General features: G+C 38.5%; 14 protein-coding genes and 1 pseudogene. 10 read left to right on the forward strand and 5 right to left on the reverse strand.

Translation table 11 applies throughout. The annotated features are described in order from the left end of the window. Window positions 1-44: 44 nt before the first annotated feature. A complete protein-coding gene (locus Q9Q86_RS01085; RefSeq protein ID WP_039047443.1) occupies window positions 45-620 on the reverse strand; it encodes a peroxiredoxin in 576 nt (191 codons plus the stop codon). 90 nt (window positions 621-710) lie between these two features. Here Q9Q86_RS01085 and Q9Q86_RS01090 point away from each other — a divergent pair, with 90 nt between their 5' ends. The 6 genes from Q9Q86_RS01090 (at window position 711) to Q9Q86_RS01115 (ending at window position 6,554) form a co-directional block, all read left to right on the forward strand. Next, on the forward strand, window positions 711-1,469 hold the full coding sequence (locus Q9Q86_RS01090) for a hydrolase (protein WP_112987362.1): 759 nt from the start codon (window positions 711-713) through the stop codon (window positions 1,467-1,469). Window positions 1,470-1,786: 317 nt separating this feature from the next. Further along, window positions 1,787-3,082, forward strand: coding sequence for an adenosylmethionine--8-amino-7-oxononanoate transaminase (gene bioA, locus Q9Q86_RS01095; protein WP_112987363.1), 1,296 nt, complete (start codon window positions 1,787-1,789; stop codon window positions 3,080-3,082). Further along, window positions 3,069-4,223 (forward strand): 8-amino-7-oxononanoate synthase, encoded by a 1,155-nt coding sequence (locus Q9Q86_RS01100; protein WP_112987364.1) that lies wholly within the window; start codon window positions 3,069-3,071, stop codon window positions 4,221-4,223. Before bioA ends, Q9Q86_RS01100 begins: the two co-directional genes overlap by 14 nt. After that, window positions 4,214-4,972, forward strand: a complete 759-nt coding sequence (gene bioC / locus Q9Q86_RS01105) for a malonyl-ACP O-methyltransferase BioC (protein ID WP_112987365.1) — start codon at window positions 4,214-4,216, stop codon at window positions 4,970-4,972. Before Q9Q86_RS01100 ends, bioC begins: the two co-directional genes overlap by 10 nt. Beyond that, window positions 4,969-5,613: a dethiobiotin synthase gene (bioD, locus tag Q9Q86_RS01110; RefSeq protein ID WP_004960171.1), complete on the forward strand. Its 645-nt coding sequence runs from the start codon at window positions 4,969-4,971 to the stop codon at window positions 5,611-5,613. The genes bioC and bioD overlap by 4 nt, the downstream gene beginning before the upstream one ends. A gap of 269 nt (window positions 5,614-5,882) precedes the next feature. Then, window positions 5,883-6,554, forward strand: a complete 672-nt coding sequence (locus Q9Q86_RS01115) for a hypothetical protein (RefSeq protein WP_112987366.1) — start codon at window positions 5,883-5,885, stop codon at window positions 6,552-6,554. A gap of 75 nt (window positions 6,555-6,629) precedes the next feature. Here the strand turns inward: Q9Q86_RS01115 and Q9Q86_RS01120 are convergent, their stop codons facing one another. The 4 genes and pseudogenes from Q9Q86_RS01120 to Q9Q86_RS17445 all read right to left on the reverse strand — a co-directional run. After that, window positions 6,630-7,049: a biopolymer transporter ExbD gene (locus Q9Q86_RS01120; RefSeq protein ID WP_005403115.1), complete on the reverse strand. Its 420-nt coding sequence runs from the start codon at window positions 7,047-7,049 to the stop codon at window positions 6,630-6,632. A 21-nt stretch (window positions 7,050-7,070) separates the two neighbouring features. After that, window positions 7,071-7,496, reverse strand: a complete 426-nt coding sequence (locus tag Q9Q86_RS01125; RefSeq protein WP_004914066.1) for a biopolymer transporter ExbD — start codon at window positions 7,494-7,496, stop codon at window positions 7,071-7,073. 11 nt (window positions 7,497-7,507) lie between these two features. Beyond that, the gene (locus Q9Q86_RS17440) at window positions 7,508-8,269 is read right to left on the reverse strand and encodes a MotA/TolQ/ExbB proton channel family protein (protein WP_374050030.1); all 762 of its coding nucleotides are present in this window, start codon (window positions 8,267-8,269) and stop codon (window positions 7,508-7,510) included. 36 nt (window positions 8,270-8,305) lie between these two features. Beyond that, a pseudogene (locus Q9Q86_RS17445) lies at window positions 8,306-10,009 on the reverse strand (TonB-dependent receptor domain-containing protein); the annotation flags it as partial. A gap of 55 nt (window positions 10,010-10,064) precedes the next feature. On the opposite strand from Q9Q86_RS17445, the gene Q9Q86_RS01140 reads away from it, so the two are divergent. The 4 genes from Q9Q86_RS01140 (at window position 10,065) to Q9Q86_RS01155 (ending at window position 17,420) form a co-directional block, all read left to right on the forward strand. Continuing rightward, window positions 10,065-11,093 (forward strand): IS701-like element ISAba11 family transposase, encoded by a 1,029-nt coding sequence (locus Q9Q86_RS01140; protein WP_142028625.1) that lies wholly within the window; start codon window positions 10,065-10,067, stop codon window positions 11,091-11,093. Between the two features lie 678 nt (window positions 11,094-11,771). Next, a complete protein-coding gene (locus Q9Q86_RS01145; protein ID WP_112986561.1) occupies window positions 11,772-13,556 on the forward strand; it encodes an ABC transporter substrate-binding protein in 1,785 nt (594 codons plus the stop codon). Between the two features lie 14 nt (window positions 13,557-13,570). Continuing rightward, window positions 13,571-15,382 carry an ABC transporter substrate-binding protein gene (locus Q9Q86_RS01150; protein WP_112986562.1) on the forward strand — a complete coding sequence of 604 codons (1,812 nt, stop codon included), beginning with the start codon at window positions 13,571-13,573 and terminating at the stop codon, window positions 15,380-15,382. 22 nt (window positions 15,383-15,404) lie between these two features. Further along, on the forward strand, window positions 15,405-17,420 hold the full coding sequence (locus Q9Q86_RS01155) for a M3 family metallopeptidase (protein ID WP_042891418.1): 2,016 nt from the start codon (window positions 15,405-15,407) through the stop codon (window positions 17,418-17,420). Window positions 17,421-17,425 lie beyond the last annotated feature (5 nt).

Below are 17,425 nucleotides of genomic sequence, written 5' to 3' on the forward strand. Positions count from 1 at the left end.
AATTAAAAAAACTCAGCATATGCTGAGTTTTTTTATTTGCTATTCTATTTCTTCTGTAAACTTTTTAAATCTTTCAATACTTGATCGGCATGTGTCTGTGTATTCACACTCGTGTAATGATACATGACGGCACCTTGAGGATTAATTAAAAAACTCTCTCGCTTGGCAATTTTGGTAATACCTAGATTTCGAACAATTCCAAATTTTCCAGCAAGGTCGCCTTTATCATCAGCCAAGATTGGGAAAGGAAGTCCGAGTTTTTTTGAGAATTTCTGATGTGACGCGACATCGTCTAAGCTCACACCGAGTACCACAGCATTAGATTTTAAAAACTGAGGATAGAGCGATTTAAATTGATTGGCTTCTTGGGTACAACCAGCTGTATCGTCTTTTGGATAAAAATAAAGCACAATCCATTTGCCTTTGTATTGGCTTAACGTATGCCATTTCCCACTTTGATCTTGCAGTTTGAAATCTGGTGCAGACTGTCCAACCCATTCTTTTTGAGCGGTATTTTGTTTAGAGAAAATAGAGGTTTGAGCAAAGCTTGAACTCGCTGATCCGAGCAACATAAGTGTGCTACAAACGATAAGAACTTTGGACTTTATCGTATTCATCATTTTGATCTCAAAGTGTGATAGGTCATATTTTAGCAAATCGAGTTGACCTCGCTAGGAAAAATAACCAATTTATGCGATGTTTTATACAAAATGATTATGCAATCGACAGGTATCTCATTGTCTAAAAAGATCTTACTTATCACTGGCTGGGGTGGTGGTGCCGAATTATTAAAACCTTTACATGATGCTTTAGAACAAAAGGGGTATCTCGTTCAGCGGATTAATATTTTTAATGCTCTCGATAATGAAGTTTTGCAGCAGCACGTCGAACTTGCAGTGAAATTTGATGTCATTGTGGGATGGTCACTGGGAGGTCAACTAGCAACACTATTAGTCAACCAAATTCAACTGCAATATGATGAACAGAAGCTCTTAATCACTCTAGCATCGAATCCATGTTTTGTTGCTCAAACTAATTGGACGACAGCCATGCCAGTTGAAACTTTTATTCAGTTTAAACAGTCATTCGAACAGGATGCGATTACCACATTAAAACGTTTTGGCTTATTGGTCTGTCAAGGTACAAGTTCGGCTAAAAAAGATTTCTTAGCTATGCAAAAATTGATACGGCCACAAGCGATTGCATTGCTTAGGGATGGGTTGCAGTTGTTGGGGCAATTAAATTTGGTTGATTTGTATGAAAATTATCAAGGCAGACAGTTGCATGTATTTGCTGAGCATGATGCTTTGGTTCCTTACCAAGTTGTTCAAAATATCCAGAATTTAGCTGCAAAAAATCTAACTGTTGTTTCTATTGATGATGCTTCTCATGGTTTTCCATGTTTTATGGTGGAGCAGACTGTGCAAGTAATTGAAGATTTTATTTACTCAACGTTCAATCTTGCTTGAAATGAAAGTTCTCGCAATATATTTTAGATTTTGACAAGTTTAAGATGTTTGCAAATTCTTTTATAAGAGTTTTCCCACAAATTGATACTCGATAGCGTCATCCACAACCTGCGTGGTGATAGTAAAAGTGATGAATATGGATGAGTTGATACTCTTGGATGGGCACCAGAAGTGAACAGGTTTTGTGGATGACAAATGTTTTTGCCTACTTTTCCCGAAAGAAAAGTAGGTCCAGCCGAAGGCTAATACCAGAATAAATGAGCACAAGGCAGCTCTCCCCTAAAAGCAATATTTATCTAACCAATGAGGAAGTATGGATGACCGATTTATTTGATTTAGAACATATATGGCATCCATATACCTCGATGTTAAATCCACTGCCAACTTTTAAAGTGAAACGTGCTTATAGTGCAACCATCGAACTAGAGGATGGTCGAACTCTGGTTGATGGCATGTCGTCATGGTGGTGTGCGATTCACGGTTATAACCACCCTGAACTCAATAAAGCCATTACTGATCAATTGCAAAACATGGCGCATATCATGTTTGGTGGTTTGACGCATGAACCTGCAATTGAATTGGGTAAACTCTTATTAAAAATTACGCCTCCGAGTTTAGATAAAATTTTCTATGCTGACTCAGGTTCAGTTTCAGTTGAAGTGGCTTTAAAAATGGCAGTGCAATATTGGGCTGCGTTGAATCAACCTGAGAAAACCAATTTTATTACTACACGTTCTGGCTATCATGGTGATACTTGGAATGCGATGTCGGTGTGTGATCCTGTTACGGGAATGCATCAGATTTTTGGCTCAAGTTTACCGAATCGAATCTTTGTACCCGCGCCTCAAAGTCGCTTTGATGGTGAGTGGAATCCACGAGATATTCAAGAGCTCAAACACCAGGTCGAACTGCATCATCACAGTATTGCTGCACTCATTATTGAGCCAATTGTGCAAGGTGCGGGAGGGATGCGTTTTTATCATCCTGAGTATTTGCGCCAAGCCAAAGAATTATGTCAGCAATACAATTTGTTATTGATCTTTGATGAGATTGCAACAGGTTTTGGGCGTACAGGTAAAATGTTTGCTTGGGAGCATGCACAAGTTGAACCCGATATCATGTGTATCGGTAAAGGTTTGACTGGAGGCTATATGACATTATCTGCAACATTAACGACTAAACAAGTGGCTGAAACCATTAGTCGTGGCGAAGCGGGCGTGTTCATGCATGGTCCAACCTTTATGGCGAATCCTCTGGCTTGTGCTGTTGCTCTAAGAAGTACTCAATTATTAGTTGAACAAGATTGGCAGAGCAATATTCAACGTATTGAAAAGATCCTTGTTCAGCAATTAAGTGATTTAGCAGAACTTGATCATGTTGCAGATGTACGTGTATTAGGTGCGATTGGAGTGGTTGAATTAACCTCTAGTGTTGACATGAAAAGCTTACAGCAGCAGTTTGTTGAACATGGTATTTGGGTGCGACCATTTGGAAAATTGGTCTACGTGATGCCGCCGTATGTGATCACCGATGATGAGCTAAATTACTTATTAGTGCAGATGAGTGAAGTGGTCAAAAATATGCAAGGAGCACAAGCTAATGTCCTTGCTTGATCATTATGCTGAGCAGCTTGACCAGCTCAAACAGCAAGGTAATTTCCGCCAATTTACTGCAAATCAACAGCAGGGACGTTGGATTACTATTCAAGATCGAACCATGTTGAATTTGGCATCCAATGATTATCTAGGTCTGGCGGCTGATTTAAGTTTAAGAGAAGAATTTCTTGATACTTTGCAAATCGACCGTGCATTGTTTAGCTCATCTTCTTCACGTTTACTGACTGGTAATTTTGCAGAGTACGAGCAATTTGAAAATAGCCTAAGCAAAACTTTTGGTCGTGCTGCCTTGCTTTTCAATAGTGGCTATCACATGAATATCGGTATTTTGCCTGCATTAGCTGATAGTAAAACCGTGATTTTGGCGGATAAACTGGTTCATGCCAGTATGATTGATGGTATTCGTCTATCGAATGCTCAATATGTGCGTTATCGTCATAATGATTTGCAGCATTTGGAACAGTTATTGCAAAAGTATCAACAAGATGAGCAAGTTGAACGTATTATTGTGGTGACTGAAAGTATTTTCAGTATGGATGGTGATGAAACAGATTTAGCGGCACTGGCGCAGTTAAAGCAACGTTTTGTCAAAACCATGTTGTATGTTGATGAAGCTCATGCCATAGGTGTGAGAGGTGGGCAAGGACTAGGTTGTGCTGAGCAATATGGTGTATTGCATCAGATTGATTTCCTGGTTGGGACTTTTGGCAAAGCGATTGCCTCAATTGGCGGTTATATTATTGGTGATCCTATCATCCGTGATTATCTGATTAATAAAATGCGTCCCTTGATTTTCAGCACAGCATTACCACCAATCTCGATGGCATGGTCTGATTTTATCTTTAATAAAGTATTAAATATGCAGCAGCAGCGTCAGCACTTGGCTGAGATCAGTCATTTTTTACAGCAGGCGGTGATTGCAAAAGGTTTTTCAAGTCCATCGAGTAGCCATATTATTCCAATTATTGTCGGCGAAAGTAATGCAGCGATTGAAAAAGCACGTTATGTTCAGCAACAAGGTTTTTATGCCATGCCTGTGCGACCGCCAACAGTACCGCAAAATAGTTCACGTTTACGTATTTCATTAACGTCTATGGTTCAAAAAGCAGAATTAGAAAAATTGGTGGAATGTTTGTGAGTGTCGATAAAGCTTTAGTCGCTCAACGTTTTGCCAAAGCAGGGCAAAGTTACATTGAGCATGCTGTAGTGCAAAAGCAGATCAGTGCACAGTTATTTGAATATCTGAAAGTGTATTGTCCTAATACTTTTGATTCTGTACTTGAGATCGGTTGTGGGTCGGGTAATTTAACGCATTTATTTCAGACTCATTTTCAGTTTGATCAATTATTTTTAAATGATCTTTATGAGGATGTAGATCAGCATTTTTCAACGATTCAAAATATAGCTTGGTTGATCGGAGATATTGAGCAGCTTGAATTACCATCAGAATTGGATGCGGTGATTTCGAGTTCAGCTTTGCAATGGATGACTGATCTACCTGCGTTATTACAACGAATTCATGATGCTTTAAAAACGAAAGGCTATTTGGGTTTCTCAACATTTGGTGAAAATAATTTAATCGAAATCAAAAAGCTGACCGGGCAAGGTTTAAATTATTGTTCTAGTGAAGTGTTGAAACAGAAACTTGAAGAAAATGGCTTTGAGATTGTGTTTATACAAGAAGAACAAAAAAATCTATATTTTGATGATCCTAAATTAGTGCTGCATCATCTAAAAGCGACGGGGGTGACTGCAACAGCAAAGTCACATCGTTGGACCAAGCAATCTTTACAGCAGTTTTATTCTGATTATCAACAGTTTCATGATGAGCAAGGTTTTCGCCTAACTTATCATCCGATTTACGTGATTGCGCGGAGAAAAGCATGAGTGCAGCAATTTATTTTGTCAGTGGTATTGATACAGAAATTGGGAAAACTTATGCCACAGGTTATCTCGCCAAACTTTGGACCGAACAAGGGCAGCGTGTTATCACCCAGAAGTTGGTGCAAACTGGCAATGTCGATGTGTCGGAAGACATCGAAAAACACCGTGAAATTATGGGGAGTGGCTGGTTTCAGGAAGATCATGAAAAATTGACCATGCCTGAGATTTTCACTTATCCAGCTTCACCGCATTTGGCTACACGTTTAGATGGGCGTGAGTTAGATTTTGCCAAGATCGAAGCTTCAACTAAAGAGCTTGCTCAGCGTTTTGATGTGGTGCTATTAGAGGGTGCGGGCGGTTTAATGGTGCCTTTAACCACAGAGTTATTGACCATTGATTATATTGCTCAACATCAATTTCCTGTGATTTTGGTGACTTCTGGACGTTTGGGAAGCATTAACCACACATTGTTGAGTTTAGAAGCTTTAAAACATCGTGGTTTGAGTTTGCATGCTTTGGTATATAACTTAAAAGATGAATCGAAAGATCCACTTATTTCTAAAGATACAGCGGATTATTTAAAAGCTTATTTGGCAAAGCATTTTCCTGATGCTCAATGGATTGATTTGGAAAAGTTTAATTAACTTAAATTTTAATGAGAATCAAAATAGTTGCTCTTAACGGAGTCTCGCCGAGTTCAATCTAAAGTTAGGGATAAACTTGCAGTTCGCCCTACTTTGGTTTCGCCCAAAGTAGGCAAAGGCATTGTCATCCACAAAACCTGTTCTCTTTCTGTTCTTGTTTTTATTATTTCGCAGAAACAATATATTGCAAAATTCACGCAGGTTGTGGATGACATTTCCGAGTATCATATTTCATGTGAGATTTTTGATTGTAAAAAGTAAGGTTTAAAATGAACAAGAAAAATAAATTAGTTCTATCCATTTTATTTGGATTTTTGATTCCAGTCTCAGCATCCTATGCTGCTGTACCAACAGATAAAACCATCATTAATTGGATTACTAATTTACAAGATTCAAATGCGAATCCTCAGCAAGCCATTCAGATTGATCACACGGAAAAAGTAAAATTAATTTCTGGCGAAGAAGCTTATTTGTCTGGTGTTAGTTTTGAAAATGCTGGGCGTAACTTTTGGGCGGGTTATGTATTGACTCGACCAAAGCTCAAACAAGCAAAAATTTTAAAAGAGTTTGGTGGTCAATCGAATACATTTAAAGTTCATCCAACGATGTATAAAGGTAAATCGATCGAACTGGTTGAAATCGAAAGTGCTGGTTCGGGACAAGGAACTGTTGAAGCTACTAAAAGTTTAGTTTATTTGAGCCAATGGAATGCCAAGTTGATTACTGAAGTGCAAGAGTCCTCTAATGCTGGTCGCTATGACGAAAAACTTGATGCAGAAGATTGTCGTACAGGATCAGATAACACGGGTTATTTAAACGTGATGCCGTATTCGCCTTATGTTATAAAAACAACGGTGACAGGAAATGCCTGCAATGACAAACCGAAAGGATATAAAGTAAATAGTTTGGTTCTCCCAATCGTCATTAGTGAAATTAAATAAAAAAAGCTAACAAGCGGACTTGTTAGCACAGGAGGAACTTAGAATTGTGAAGCTTAATAGTTAGTGTTTATTTTTCTAGTTATTACTCACGATGCCTATTTTAGTGACTTTGCTTTGCTGAGCTAATGCCATCACCATTGCAATATTTTTATATTCTGCTTGTGGATCGGGTTTAAATTTAATCTGATCCTGATCAGCTTTTTGTGCAACAGATTCAAACAAAACCTTCAATGCTTGGCGATCAGCAACAGCTTGATCGTTCCAGAAAATACGACCTTGTGCATCGACTCTTAAGTTGATGGTTTCAGGTGGTTTCTGATCGGTTGGTGGCGGTGGTGCGCCATTAGGTAAATTGATATTAATGGCATTGTTTGGGATTGGAATTGTGATGATGAACATAATCAATAACACCAGCATGACATCAATTAAAGGTGTCATGTTGACATCGAGCATCACATCATCTTCGCCACTTTTTGGTCCGACATTCATACCCATGACTAACTCCTTATCGTCTGATTAAGGTGAACTAGGTGGAGTAGTGACAAATGCGATTTTGCCAATACCCGCTTGTTGGGTGGTGCTAATTACCTGATCAATTGCAGCGTAGTGCGTCAATTGATCACCACGAATATGAACTTCAGGTTGTGGGCGCTTTTGCGCCTCAACTTGTAAACGAGCAAGTAAAGTTTCTTTATTTGCAACGTATTGTTCATTCCAAAAAATATCGCCAGTTTTGTTGACTGAAAGTTGAATATTTTGAGGGGTGGTGGCGTAAGGCGTATTCTTTTCTTCAGGTAACTTTACAGGAACCGTATGTGTGACCACTGGAACAGTGATTAAAAAGATAATCAAAAGCACCAGCATGATGTCCACAAGCGGAGTGGTGTTGATGGTGCCGATCACATCATCATCACTTTGATCTGAATTTATCATCATGCCCATAATCGTATTCCTTATTTAGAATCACGATTGACAGGATTGCTGCGTAATTCGCCACTGAGTAAAACTGCATGTAAGTCAGAGCCAAATGAACGGACATTGTCCATGACAGCTTTATTGCGACGAGTCAGCCAGTTATAACCAAGTACTGCAGGTACAGCGACAGCTAAGCCAATTGCGGTCATAATGAGTGCTTCACCTACAGGCCCAGCAACTTTATCAATTGATGCTTGTCCTGAAATGCCGATCGCAGTTAATGCGTGATAAATTCCCCAAACTGTTCCAAATAAGCCAACGAAAGGAGCAGTTGAACCCACTGTTGCAAGGAATGCCAAGCCGTTACCTAAATGGCTTTGTACTTTATCAATCGCACGTTGAATCGAAATCGTTACCCATGTGTTGAAATCAATCCGTTCTAATAAGGTGCCATCATGATGTTTGGTTGAGTGAATACCTTTTTCAGCGATGTAGCGATACGTGCTGCTAGGGTCTAAGCTTTCTTTTGCGCTATTTAATGTATCTGCTTCCCAAAAGTTACGTTCAGCTTCAGTACCATGGCGTTTGATTTTGCTTTGTTGAAATAGTTTTGAAAGGATGATGTACCACGTACCAATTGACATTAAAACAAGGATGAATAAGGTTGTTTTTGCAACGAGATCACCCTCACGCCATAAAGCTTCTAAGCCATAAGGGTTATGCACTTTTTCTTCAGTCGCAGGAAGAGGTGGTGGTGTTGGTGATGATTGTGTTGTTGCATCAGTCGCGACCGTAGTTATAGCTGTGGGTTGCGTGGTTTCTTCAGCCCAAACAGAACTATAGTCATCATATCGAGCAGCGAGTTGTGCTTCTAAGGTTTTGGTAATTGGAACATGTAACTCTGCAAAAGCTGCGGTGATATCTCTCTTACCTTTACTTTCAGGTTTACTAGGATCAATACCGCTACCAGGAACTTGGCTTACAATTTCTGAGTTCACATTGGCTTTCCAGTCCTGTTTACTAAAACTACCTCCCAAAGCAAAGCCTACGTCACCAGCAGGCAACGTGTAGATTGGACGACTAATAGTAAAGTCAAATGTGGTGGCTGTGAGCGTACCAGTGTTAGTATCGCCTTTTACTTCAAAAGACTTCCACAGCTCTTGATTTTCACTAGGGCCAAAAGGATTAATGGTTCCATTGTTTAAAGCATCTTGGAGTTTACTTTTGTTTAAATACCCTCCAGCAAAACCGTCTGTCGCTTCGCTACGTGCATAAGATAAACCTGTATTGATATCCCAACCGTAAGCTTCACCCTCTAAAGAGATTAATGCCCGATGTGATTCATTCACTGGATTAGACATGCGATTACCAGCTTGTGATCTCAAATAAAGTTCAAGGGGATTACCACTTAATCCAGCAACTTCAGGAGTTATACCATTACCAGGATAGTATGGACTTGTAGAAGGAAGAGTAACGGAGCGGCTGTAAACATCAGGTGCGATTGATGTAGTCACTTCATTTCGTGAGTAAACATATTCAGCGATAGCATTGAAATTATCATTTAATTTGAACGTACCTCGTCCTAAAGCAGATATTGTTTCTGTTTTGGGTACAATTCCTATCAATGCTTGTGTGTTGAGATAGCAGAGCCCACCATCAGCGATAGTATTAGGTGCATTATTACAGTTTAGATCGCCATAAGGATTACCAAGAGCTCCTGTAACGGGATCACGAAAATTTGCTGGGAAACCATTTGCAGAAGTTCCATCAATACCAAGCTCCGGTATTAAACCACCGCGTTGGCTAATTTTACGGTCTTTCGCCATAATGTCATTTGAACGACGATAGTCAATAACCCCCATAAGATTAAAGCCTTGTTCATCAAGATCACCATACCCCCCAAAAATTGAAATGTCTTGTTTATCACCACCACTTTGTTCTGGTTGAATAAAGCCAGCACTAATATTTAAACCTTCAAAAGACTTCTTGGTGATAAAGTTGATTACCCCAGCAATTGCATCCGCACCATAAATTGCCGAAGCACCATCACGTAAAATCTCAATACGATCAACCATTGCCATTGGAATAATATTTAGGTTTGTGGTTGAGGTGCTAAATGGACTGTATGCTAAACGTCGACCATTTAATAAGATTAATGTTTTATCCGTACCTAATGCTCGAAGATTCGCAGAAGAACCCTCAGTATTACTTGCACCTACATTTTGAGCTGTAGAAAACCCTGCTTGATTGGCACTAACCTTGGTTAAAGCTTCTTCGACTGTTGTAACACCTTGCTTTACAAGGTCATCTGCTCTAATCACCGTGATCGGAGATGCACTCTGTGCAGCAACGCCTTTAATCGATGATCCTGTAACGGCAACTTTGACGACTTTGGCGGGTTTATCCTCCGTGGTCGACTCATTTTCAGCTGCATGGGTCATTGTTAAACACAACATACTGAGACTCAGGGTACTGAGTTTGAGTACGGTTTTGCTCGCTTTTGGCATAGCATTTGATTGAACGAAATTAGTTTTTTTCATAGGACTTACGCATTGACAGATTCAAAAAAGTATTAAAATGCTTTATAAAGTATCTGTGATTAGACGAATTAAACATGCTTCTACAGCAACCTGTACTCTACCCATTTATATGGGCTTTCTCATGACAGAACCGAACTCTATTAGCTGCACACAACTTGCCGAGACTTATAACATCTCGCATGATAGTGTAAATCGCTTTCTAGAGCGTGAAGACTACACACCTCACGACCTATATCAAGAATCAATTCAACATATTGATAATAATAAACTTATAGTCAGTATTGATGATACTGTTTTAGATAAACCATATAGTCAGCATATGGACTTAGTTAGCTATTTTTGGTCAGGCAAACACCACCGATCCGTCAAGGGTATTAATCTCATTACCTTGTATGCGACAGATCAAAATGGTCAAAATATTCCAATTAATTTCCGAATTTATGACAAATCTGAAAGTAAAACCAAGAATGATTACTTTATGGATATGTTAAGTGAAGTACTCAGTTGGGGTGCAAAGATTCAATTTATTACAGGTGATAGTTGGTATTCATCGACTGGAAATCTAAAAACCATAAGAAAATATGGTATTCGATTTATGTTTGGTATCGACTGTAACCGTAAGGTTTCCCCAGAAAAAGGACAATGGTTTCAACTGCGTTTATTGCCAGATTTTCATCAGGGTCAAGTGGTCTGGCTCAAAGATTTTGGCTTTGTACAATTATTTAAGACTCAGTTAAAAGAACAGCAGAGGTTTTATATTGTGCATCAAGATGAAGATGATTTATTGTCCTTTGAGGGTTTTCATGAATTACATTCAAGTCATTGGAAAATAGAGCAATATCACCGAGTGATTAAACAGGTTTGTCATATTGAAAAGTTTCAAGTAAGACGATCTAAACTGATTTTGAATCATATTTTTGCAGCCTTGATGGCCTACGTCGAGATACAAAAGAACCAGTTTGAGCGGATCTTTGAAAATGTATATCGTTGGCAGAAGAAATTATTTAGACCAATCATCAAAGACTTCATTGATGACTTTATTCTCGATAAAAATCATCTCCTACCACAGAGAATCTATAAATAATAGTGCGTAAGTCCTATTTCATTAAATTTATAACCCCTAGTGGATTGTCACTCTTAAAGACTGAACAAGAGCGTTTTAGCAAGACATGTGCCAAATACATTTTTTGGATCAGGTTTAATCTAGAGTAAATTGTGTAAAAGCGTTTTAGTTTTATTGAATAAGCTTTTCATATTTTTACTATTTATTAAAAAATTATGAATTTATAAAAATATTTTTTCTTGGCATTTTTTTACAGTTTTCTAGGTTTTATACATGGTATTAAAATGAAACATGCTAATTTATATGTGCATTTATTTGGTGCATTTTTATTTTATGTATTTTAAAACATGTATTTATAGTCTCTTATTTTGATTGTTAAGAATATTATGAAAAAATGAGATTTTGCATAAAGTTACTTTTAATTAGGATGAATAAATATTGATTAGAGGGGTGAATAAACTGGAGTCTAATTTTTCTATTTTAAATTTGTTTGAAAAGTGGCATGAAATTAGCACTGTAATTTTGGGTCTTGATGTCGGTTTTACATCTGAATTATTTTTATGATTGGTAAAAATATCACAAACCATTCATTTTTGTGAACAAGATCATTGGATTAAGTCAGGCAGGTGAGATCGATGTGTGGTTGAATGCTATTCGAAAGTCTAGTATTTATTAAAAAACGATAATGTGAGCATTGAATTGAAGTCTAAATTTTTTACGGTCGCTTTGTTCTCAACCGTTATTGTATTTGCTCCTTTGGGAAACGCTAAAACTCCAGCGCAAGCGGATAAGGTGCTTCGAATCGCATTTGAAGCACCTGACGATGGTTTTGATATGGTCAAAACTTTTAATTTTTATAGCGGTAATGTAGCCGATGTTATTTTTGAGAGATTGCTGCAATACGATTATCTAGCTAATCCTGTCAAGTTGGTTCCAGCTACGGCACAAAGTATGCCTGTGATCAAAGAAAATGGGAAAGTTTATATATTTAAAATAAAGCCAGGTATTTATTTTACTGCTGATCCAGCATTTAAAGGTCAGCGTAGAGAGTTAATTGCAGAAGACTATGTGTATTCGGTCAAACGTATTTTAGATCCTAAAAATCATTCTTCTTCATATGCATTTATCGACCAGAAAATTGTGGGTGCAAATGCCTTAGTTGAGCAAGCGAAGCAAACAGGTCGCTTCAATTATGATGCCAAGATTGAGGGGGTAAAAGCCTTAGATCGATACACACTTCAATTTACCTTGACTCAACCTGATTATAACTTTCCCTATATTCTAGCTTATAGTACGTTTGGTGCTACTGCTCGTGAAGTAGTTGATTATTATAAAGATCGATTGGGAATGCACCCCGTAGGTACAGGACCTTACATGCTGAGTAAGTATGTGCCCCGTAGTAAAATAGAACTAGTAGCTAACCCAGATTATCGAGGTTTTGTTTGGAATTTTAAATCGACAGGAACTGCTTGGGATAACCGGTTAGTTAAAGAAATGACAGGCAAAAAAATGCCTCAAATTGGTAAAGTAAATATCAGTATTATTGAAGAAGAGCAGTCACGTTGGCTGGCATTTCAATCAAAACAACTCGATTTCGATAAGCTCACCTCGAGTTCCATTCCTAAAGTTTTAGACCAAAATAATCAACTTAAGCCTGCGATGCGACAAAAGGGGATTCGACTTTATCCGAACAAGGAGGCAGAGATCACCTATACCATGCTGAATATGCGTGATCCAATCATAGGTGGGAACAATTTGGACAAAATTGCATTAAGACGCGCAATTGCGATGTCATTTAATGTTGATGAATATATTCGGATATTAAGAAAAGGACAGGCTGTTAAAGCTGAAATGTTGGTACCCGCGGGGGTAAATGGGCACAATCCAAAATATCGAAGTAGTATTGGCTATAACCCGAGTTTGGCTAATAAATTGTTAGATCATTTTGGTTATAAAAAAGGTGCTGATGGTTATCGAAATCTGCCAAATGGCAAAGCACTTGTTCTAAAAATAAATACTGAAAGTGGCTCATCCTCAGTGATGTATTCGGAGTTGTGGAAAAAGAATTTAGATGCGATCGGCGTTCGCGCAGATTTCAGAGTAAGTAACTTCGCCGATAACTTAAAAGCAGCGACGCAATGTCAATATATGATTTGGGGTGGAGCTTGGCATGCAGATTATCCTGAAGGAGAAAATTTCACGCAACTATTATATGGACCGAATGTAGGCAGAGGTAATCAGTCTTGTTATAGCTCATCCGCTTATGATGGTTTGTATAAACAAGCGATGCAACAGCCTCCAGAAAAGCGCATGCCATATTACGAAAAAATGAGTCGTCAAATTGAAGCTGACAATCCTCTAATTTTACAAGATACCCGTATTCGAAATTGGGTGATCCAATCCCACGTTCAAGGTTTTAAAGCCCATCCAATTATGAACAGTAACTGGCAATATTTAGATATTGCTTCACCACGACAAAAATAAGTGTTGAGTTCAAGATGAAGCAAAATTATAAACTTTCATTGAAATCCTACAGTTTGGCGCTTTGTGTTGGGCTTATAGCGAGTTCTACAACCACTTTGACATTTGCTAAAAGTCCAGCTGATCCAAATAAAGTATTGCGTTATGTCTTTCCAGTCGCTGAAACTGGTTTTGATCCTGCAGGTGTGCATGATTTGTATTCTGCACATGTGAATGGTTCGATTTTCGAGACTTTATATACATATGATTATTTAGCATCGCCAGCAAAGTTAGTCCCTCGCACGGCAGTCGCATTACCTGAGATTAGTGCAGATGGTTTGACGTATACCATTCGTTTGCAAAAAGGGATTTATTTTGCCGATGATCCTGCTTTTAAAGGAAAAAAACGTGAACTCACATCTTTTGACTATGCGTATACCTTTAAACGACTCTTGGATCCGAATCTACATTCACCGAACAGTTGGTTACTGGATGGACGTATTGTTGGAATGGATGCGTTACAGAAGCAAGCGCAAAAGAATGGCAAATTCAATTACGACCAACCGATTGTGGGATTACAAACGCCAGACCGATACACATTGGTTATCCGTCTAACCCGACCAGACCAAAACTTTCCAATGTTACTTGCACATCAACCAGCAGGTGCTGTGGCAAGAGAAGTGATCGAAAAGTATAGAAATAAAGCTGGGTTTGCGATGGGTCACCCTGTGGGTACAGGACCTTATATGCTGTCTCGCTGGACACCAGGTTCAAGAATTATTTTAAAAGCTAATCCTGACTTTCGTAGTTTTGTATGGAACTTTAAAGCGAGTTCCCCTGAAGACCAGAAAATTGTAAAAGCAATGCAAGGCAAAAAAATGCCTCAGATTGGTGTGATTGACATCCAAGTGATGGAAGAAGGGCAATCTCGCTGGTTGTCATTCAGTAAAGATGAGGTTGACTTATTTCAACTTGATGGTGAATTGACTGTACAGGCTTTACAAAATGGTAAGTTAAAACCTGAATTGGTGAAAAAAGGTGTGCAATTATCTCGCATCGTTGATCCATCGCTTGACTATCATTATTGGAACATGCAAAACCCTGTTGTTGGGGGATTAAGCAAAGAAAAAATAGCCTTACGCCGTGCGATTGCGATGGCATTTTCTGCAGATAACTACATCAATATCTTGCAAAAAGGTGATGCTAAAAAATTACAAGCACCAATCCCAGAAGGTGTTGTTGGTTATGACCCAAATTACAGATCAAGTATTCCTTATTCAGTCAAAGCAGCCAACCTATTATTAGATCGTTATCAGTACAAAGTTGGTACAAATGGTTGGAGAACCTTGCCAACTGGTAAGCCATTGGTCATCGAGATGACTGTTAGTGGTAGTAGTTTACGTAGTCAACAACAAGCTGAATTTTGGAAGAAAATCCTTGATGGTCTCAAGATACAGATGACCACACAATCTCTCCCATTTTCAGAAGCCTTGAAGTTGGAAAAGCAATGTAAAACCATGTTCAAAGCTTCAGCTTGGATCGCAGATTATCCTGATGCCGATAATTTTATGCAGCTGTTTTATGGCAAAAATATCAATGTAACGAACAATGGTTGTATCAAAATTCCTGAATTTGATCGTCTTTATGAACAAACTCAAAACATGGTGCCAGGTCCAGAGCGCGATGCCATATACAGAAAAATGTCACGTATTTTAGAGGTTTATATGCCTGTACAAGTGATCGGTGCTCGTTACCGAAATATTCTGGCGCAGCCTCGAGTGATTGGTTTTAAAAAGCATCCAATACTTCCTGCGGAGTGGATGTACATCGATATTGATATGAAGAAATAAAATTTAAAGAACTGGAGTAACAATGAAACATTACAATTTAAAACTCACCACCTTTTGCCTACTCACGATGGGAGTTAATCAATTTTCATCGGCAGAAACCTTGACTCGACAAACCTTACCGTTATTTCAGTCAAAAGATATTCCAGCATTATGTGACGCCAAAATTAACGATGTTAAAAAACAGCTTACGTCCTTAGAAGCTCTTCAACTCGCTCAAGATACGCCAGCCGCTCCAATATTGGCAAAATGGGATGCGATTCTTGCTTCTTTTGAGGATTTTTACGGTCCAATCGGGTTGTATAGCAACGTAGATCCTGATGAAGCAGTTCGCAAAGCTGCAGAAGATTGTGAGGTTAAAATTAGTCAGTTTCAAACTGAAATTTTGCAAAACTCAAAGCTTTATCAACAATTTAAAAAAATTAAATCTACTGATCCTATCGATCAAAAGTTTCAAGCTGATATCTTGAAAGATTTTGAAGAAAAAGGGATACAACTCCCTGTTGATAAACAGCAGCGTTTAAAAGAAATATTGGATCAACTCACTAAAATAGAGCAGGAATATAGTCGGAACGTTCGTGATAATAAGCAGAAGCTAGAATTTACTGCTGCTGAGTTAAAAGGTTTACCACAAAGCTATATTGATGCTGTAAAGAAAAATGAAAAAGGAAATTATTTACTAGGATTTGAATATCCAGAATATCGTCCATTTATGGAGCTTGCAGAAAATGACGAGGCACGAAAGCGTTATCAAGTCGCATTTACACGCCGTGGTGGTGAAAAGAATCTGAATTTATTAAAACAAGCTGTCGATTTGAGATATGAACTTGCAAAACTGTTTGGAAAATCAAGTTATGCTGAATGGGTTTTACAAAAACGCATGGCAAAAACACCTGAGGCAGTGAATACATTTCTGGCAGATATTCATGCAACAGTTTCGCCTTTAGAACAAAAAGAAGTACAAACCTTACAAGCATTTAAAGCTCAAACATTAAATATTCCACTTGAGCAAGCCAAAATCGAACGTTGGAGTGAAGCATACTGGAGTGAAAAGTTACGCAAAGCTAAATATCAAGTAGATCAAGAAAAGCTGCGTGAATATTTTCCAACTCAAGCAGCACAAGATTGGTTATTTGCGATTTCATCTAACTTATATGGTATCGAGTTTAAACCTGTAAAAGTGCCTGCGTGGCAAGATGAGGTTGAATATTACGATGTAACGGATACCAAAACTGGAAAATTGCTGGGCGGACTATACATGGACAAATTCCCACGTGAAGGGAAATATGGTCATGCTGCTGTGTGGAGTGTTTATGGGCGAAGTACATTAACTGATCGTAAACCTATTTCAGCTTTAGTGACTAACTTTAACCGTCAAGGATTGACCAGTGATGAGTTAGAAACTTTTGTACATGAGTTTGGACATGCTTTACATGGCATCCTTTCCAACACTCGATATTCATCACAAACGGGCACTACCGTTGAGCGAGATTTTGTAGAAGCACCTTCTCAGATGTATGAAGAATGGGCAAGACGAAAAGAGACACTTTCTAAACTTGCAGATTATTGCCAACCTGCCTGCCCACGAGTTGATGAAGCATTAATTAAAAAACTAGCTGCTGTACATAGTTATGGTCGTGGTTTGCATTATGCACGTCAAACTTTATACGCCCAGTATGATATGGCATTGCATGGAACGGATGCTTTGAAGGTACAGCCATTGGATGTGTGGAAGAAAATGGAAAATGCTACAGCACTTGGGTACGTACCAACAACTGAGTTCCCTGGACAGTTCAATCACATCATGAATGGTTATCAAGTAGGTTATTACGGATATATGTGGTCTGAGGTTATGGCTTTGGATATGTTGTCGGCATTTGGCGATAACTTAAATAATCCAAAAGTTGGTCAGCATTATCGACAAACAATTTTATCTCAAGGTAGCCAAAAACCAGCAGAAAAGTTGGTCGAAGATTTCCTCGGACGTAAACCGAACAACAAAGCATTTTTTGATGAAATTACAGGTCAACGAGTGAAATAAGGGAG

It is taken from the genome of Acinetobacter sp. A22, from assembly GCF_030913345.1.
GTDB lineage: Bacteria > Pseudomonadota > Gammaproteobacteria > Pseudomonadales > Moraxellaceae > Acinetobacter > Acinetobacter junii.

Coding starts and splice junctions, on each gene's coding strand:
- Q9Q86_RS01085 (WP_039047443.1), bottom strand. CDS start 620: ATGATGAATACGATAAAGTCCAAAGTTCTTATCGTTTGTAGCACACTT.
- Q9Q86_RS01090 (WP_112987362.1), top strand. CDS start 711: ATGATTATGCAATCGACAGGTATCTCATTGTCTAAAAAGATCTTACTT.
- bioA (WP_112987363.1), top strand. CDS start 1,787: ATGACCGATTTATTTGATTTAGAACATATATGGCATCCATATACCTCG.
- Q9Q86_RS01100 (WP_112987364.1), top strand. CDS start 3,069: ATGTCCTTGCTTGATCATTATGCTGAGCAGCTTGACCAGCTCAAACAG.
- bioC (WP_112987365.1), top strand. CDS start 4,214: ATGTTTGTGAGTGTCGATAAAGCTTTAGTCGCTCAACGTTTTGCCAAA.
- bioD (WP_004960171.1), top strand. CDS start 4,969: ATGAGTGCAGCAATTTATTTTGTCAGTGGTATTGATACAGAAATTGGG.
- Q9Q86_RS01115 (WP_112987366.1), top strand. CDS start 5,883: ATGAACAAGAAAAATAAATTAGTTCTATCCATTTTATTTGGATTTTTG.
- Q9Q86_RS01120 (WP_005403115.1), bottom strand. CDS start 7,049: ATGGGTATGAATGTCGGACCAAAAAGTGGCGAAGATGATGTGATGCTC.
- Q9Q86_RS01125 (WP_004914066.1), bottom strand. CDS start 7,496: ATGGGCATGATGATAAATTCAGATCAAAGTGATGATGATGTGATCGGC.
- Q9Q86_RS01150 (WP_112986562.1), top strand. CDS start 13,571: ATGAAGCAAAATTATAAACTTTCATTGAAATCCTACAGTTTGGCGCTT.
- Q9Q86_RS01155 (WP_042891418.1), top strand. CDS start 15,405: ATGAAACATTACAATTTAAAACTCACCACCTTTTGCCTACTCACGATG.